Here is a 5,172-nt window from a genome sequence, read left to right on the forward strand (position 1 = left end):
CCATATATTAGTACGTAAAAGAATTTGTTTTTTCACTAATTTTTCCAGAAAAATATCTTTTTCATTCCTTTTGTTTATGTGAGACGAATATGATAGAATAATAAAGCGCTTTGAAGAGGAGTTTGTAATAAAAGTTGCTATAACTGAAAAAGAATACTTGACTTTATGAAGAAGGAAAATATAAATTGAATACAACTACAATCAAACCAGAAAACTGGCGAAAGAATTTTTACCTGTTTCTAATAGGGCAACTCTTAACCGGGGTAACATCGATGATTGTCCAATATGCAATTATCTGGTATCTTACTCTCGAATCTGGTGAAGAATCTGTCCTTGCTATCGCAACCTTGGTTGGCATGCTACCGATGGCTATTCTTAGTCCTTTGGTCGGTCCCTTTATCGATCGTATAAACAAGAAATTTCTTTTAATTTTCTATGATGCCATCGTTGCTGTTATCGCCTTAGGGCTCTTTATTTATGGTATTAATCATGATGTATATCCCCTGTGGATGGTCTTTATCACTATTGGGATTCGTGCAGTGGCACAAACCGCTCAAATGCCAACCGTCCAATCTATCATGCCTACCATGGTACCTAAGCATGAAATTACTAGAGTAAACGGGCAGTTTGGGATGATTCAGTCCTTAGTTTTCATCGTTTCTCCAGGTATTGGGGCTTTCATGGTTGCTGCCTTTCCTATTCATTGGGTTATCCTACTTGATGTCATTGGTTTTATTTTAGGGGCTGGTATGCTGCTTCTGGTCAAAATTCCTGAAGTTTCTACGCAGGGTGAAAAAATTGCTGTGTTCAGAGATGCCAAAGAAGGCTTCAATATTTTAAGGGACAATAAACCGATGTGGAAGATGACACTCATCGGGGCTCTCTTCATGCTTCTCTTTATGCCAGCCATGAGTCTTTATCCTTTGGTAACGACGAAATATTTTGGTGGGACAATTGTTCATGCGGGCTGGGTAGAAGTTCTTTATGCAGCAGCGATGCTTGTCGGCTCTTTTGCTGTTGGTATTTTTGGTAAGGTTAAAGATCGGATGCCTTGGATTATTATGGCTTATCTAGTAGTAGGTTTGACCATTGGTGGCTCTGGTTTCCTCCCTGGAAATATGACGGGCTTTTGGATTTTCCTTGTCCTTAACGTTTTAGCGGGTGTTGTCGGACAGATTTTTAATACTATGAATATGGCGCTTACACAGCAGTCTTTTGAACCACAATACCTCGGGCGTGTCATGGGGATTGTTTCTGCCTTGATGAGTTTTGCTGGACCTATAGGACTTATTTTTGCAGCACCTGTTGCAGACTCTATCGGTGTCCAAAACATGCTTATCATCGCAGGCTTCGGTGGTATATTATCAGCTTTTCTCCTTTATTTCACCCCATCTGTACGAAATTACGATAAATTTTTACAGAAAAAATTAACAGAAAAAACAAAATAATGATTTTATAAATGAAAAAACTCCTCGGGAGTTTTTTTATATTCAGAAATAGTGATTTGCTCCTAAAAATGTGCAAGCCTTATATTATTTTTTTACTTTTGATAATTATGAGATAATGATTGCAAAGTTAAAATATAATTAGAACGGAGTTTTTATGCACACAACACACACACGCTATTCCAGCCCAGAAGCAAGGTTGGAACGCTTGAAAAAATTTGGTAATGTCCTGATGACAGCTACAGTCGCTGCTGGCTTAGGTGCTGCTGTTGGAACAGTATGGCCAGTTAAAAAGGTTTCAGCAGAACAAAGCAGTCAAGAGATTATTGCGAAGCAGCTCAGTAATTTTGCCATTTCGAACAGGGCTGATGATGCTACCTTAAGGGCTGAGATTGAGCGTTCACTTTTGATTTCGGCCTCGGCTGCTATCTATGCCAACACATCGGAAACGATTATTGATGGCTATGTTGATGAGATTGTAGAGGCATTATTTATACAACTGCGCGAGGCGGGTACACCTGTCGGTGTAAATAATATGTCAGCCGTTGTTGCCATTGACGGACATGACATTGCTTTCAATCTTGAAATCTTTGTTTACGATGATACACAGGCCTTTCTTGAGGACAATAACTTTGTTCTATTTGACCAAGCCCCCACTCAGGAAAATTTGGATGCAGATAGGAGTAGTCTTCCTACTGCTGTAACTTATAAGGTCCAAACAGGAGAAGTGCTCTCTATTTCTGAACAAACTTTGAGTGGAGAGCAGCAGCTGGAGCCGCTACTGGCACAAGTATCTGAAGCACCAACTATCGTTGCTGCTGACCCAGACGGAAATGACCGAATCAACGCTACAGGTACATCTGCACTAGACACGACTGTCACGGTCACTTGGCCAGACGGTACAAAAACATTTAATGTTCCTGTCAATACAGAGGGAATTTGGACTGTAGAGAGCCCAACTTCTCAAAGCAGCGGTACGCTAAGTGTCACTGCTATTGACCTTGCGGGTAATGCAAGTGTGACAGTCAGCACGCAATATGCAGATATTACTCCACCAAGCAAGCCGTCTATCTATATTTCGGATGCCGATAATGACCGCCTTCCTACAGCATCAGGGAGTATGAGTGGAGTGTTTCAGGCTGGGACAACGATTACAATTACTTGGCCTGACGGAACGATGACTGATGGCGTGCCTCTAGATGCAGCTGGACATTGGACTGTAGAAAGCAATGCACAGCAATCCTCAGGAAATATCACAGCCCAAGCAGTTGACCCAGCAGGAAATACGAGTCCTATTGCGGTTGCACCATGGGAAGCGGATGTCTATGCAGGGATTGATTTTGATGCAAATCCAATAAACGCAAGCAATAGCATTTATAAAGGTCAACTGTTTGATGTTTATGGTACAGTCACAGATGTTGAAGACGGACAAACGGTTAAACTTACAGTAACTGATGGATTAACTTCAAAGTATTTTACGACTGTCGTAGAAAATGGCAAATGGAAAGTTTTAGGGATTTCCTCCTCTGATTTCAAACTTGGAGCGCTTGGTTTATCGGCTTGGACCATTGATTTAGCGGGTAACGAAACAAGTAATGTGCGGGTTACGGCTGTTCTTGATTTTCCAAGTATCGACATACTTGATGCGCAAACTGTTGTTGAGGGTGAAACAAGCCAGTTTATTATCAGTTTGGAAACCGCTCTAGAATATGATACAGAGATTACTTATCAAACGCAGTCTGGAACTGCCAGTGAGGGTTCAGACTTCATCGCAAAAACAGGAGTAGTTGTTCTCAAAGCAGGACAAACTTCAGTTATTGTTGATGTCGCGACTCTCGATGATAGCTTTGACGAAGCAGATGAGGAAAAGTATAGCTTGCAGTTGCTTTCAGCAAAAGTACATATTGGGAATCAACTCTTAGCGCTACCTCTTGTAAAAACACAGGCACAAGCTGGCATTAAGGACAATGATCGTTCGGGCTTTGTCATAGATACTCGAGCTACAGTTCACATCAATCCTGTCAGCACCATCTATGAAAGCCAAGTCTTGAACATTACAGGCTATGTGGAAGATATAGAAGAGGGGCAGGAAGTAACTGTTACACTGGTTTCGGCACTGGGAGATGAAAAAACTTATGTGGTCAATGTTGTCAACGGTCAATGGTCCCTTACTAATATTGACTACAGCCTGTTCTTAGAAGGAAATTCTGTTTCCTTGACTGCCACAGCGACTGCTGTAGATCAAGCAGGCAACACCGCATCAGATGGTGAAGTGTTCGCCATCCTCCCTTTGCCAACGGTTCGGGTGACTGATAACCCTACCATTAAAGAGGGAGAGCAGGCCGAGTTTATCTTTAGTCTGGATCAGGAACAGCCCTATGATGTCTATTTAACATTTACAAGTTTAGGCGGCAGTGCTGGTGCAGGTGATGATTTTGAAGATCTTACGGGCGGGATTTGGATTAGAGCGGGACAAAAGCAAGTGACTGTTTTTGTCAATACTACACAAGATTCAATCGTTGAACCAGATGAAAACTTTACAGTTATTATCTTAACAGCACATTTGGACTTAGATGGTGATGCACTTATTTCAGAGACGGACTTGCCTATTCGTATCCTACCACCGGCTAATGAGATTATCTTAGACGATGATGTTTTAGAGGATAAGGAACATAGCAACAGCGTGACTATCGAAAGTATTGCGACAGATAATCACCTGACACTCTTGGAGCAAGCCCAAGAAAAAATAACAGTTACGGGTCACGCTATGCTGCCTACGGACACGGCTGAATATAGCTTGCTGCTCAAAGTTTACGATCAAACTTATAGTGCAATTGTTGCGCTAGACGGCTCATGGTCTTTAGAAGTTTCAACGGCAGATTTACTGCAAGATGAAGATTTGATTATTGAGGCCATCTTGACTTCTAAGGATAGCGCCAATAATAGTGCCATGAGTTCAGACAGTTTAAGCTATACAGTGGATCACGATACGGAAGCACTGGAAGGTGCTACTTTAGAAATTCTTCATGTGGCGCATGACGATTATGTATCTCTTACTGAGCAGGCGCAGGCTACTGCTGTGATAGGGGGACGTTTCAGCCTGCCAATAGATGTCAAAGAGGCTAGTCTGGCAGTGCTTGTCGGTAATATGACTTATTTTGTCGAGTTACACGAAGATGGTTCTTGGCAAGTGGATGTGCGTATGGAAGACTTATTGACAGATTCAGATCAACGCGTGATTGCAGTTTTATCTGTGATTGACCAAGCGGGAAATAGCGATACTATCACTCAGCTAAGAGCTTATAGTATCGATGAAGAGCAGTTAATTCCAGAGGAAAAAACTCAGGTAGGATTAGAAGAAGAGAGCCCTCTTCCACCTCCTCAGCTTATAGCAGTTCCGCAAGAAAGTGGAGAAGACTTTGTACTTGAAGTTATTTCTGAAAAAGTTTCAGTTGCAGAGAAAGCCAAGGAACTCCCTAAAACAGGAGAAACTCTGGACTTGACTTTAACTGCATCAGGCATCTTACTTCTTGCCCTAGTGGGACTCATGAAGAAGAAACAATCTTTGGAATCAGATAAACATAAAGTTTAGAAAAAAGCAAAAATCAATCCGAAATCATGGGATTGATTTTTTGGTGATAATTAGGATATTGGTGGTGTTTTTTAATAAGAATTCTTTCTAGAGATAGCACTGTAACAATAATGTTATGATTACATTTCGTAAATA

The 5,172-nt window shown here is 41.4% G+C and carries 2 protein-coding genes; both read left to right on the forward strand.

Features of this window, described 5'->3' with window-relative positions; all coding sequences use genetic code 11:
* Positions 1-185 precede the first annotated feature (185 nt).
* Entirely contained in the window at positions 186-1,448 is a 1,263-nt protein-coding gene (locus tag B4H39_RS07660; RefSeq protein WP_251421991.1) for an MFS transporter, read from the forward strand.
* Positions 1,449-1,602: 154 nt separating this feature from the next.
* Positions 1,603-5,037, forward strand: a complete 3,435-nt coding sequence (locus B4H39_RS07665; protein ID WP_271328185.1) for a Calx-beta domain-containing protein — start codon at positions 1,603-1,605, stop codon at positions 5,035-5,037.
* Positions 5,038-5,172: the final 135 nt, after the last annotated feature.

The organism is Lactococcus sp. UBA7128 (assembly GCF_002492185.1).
GTDB lineage: Bacteria > Bacillota > Bacilli > Lactobacillales > Streptococcaceae > Lactococcus > Lactococcus muris.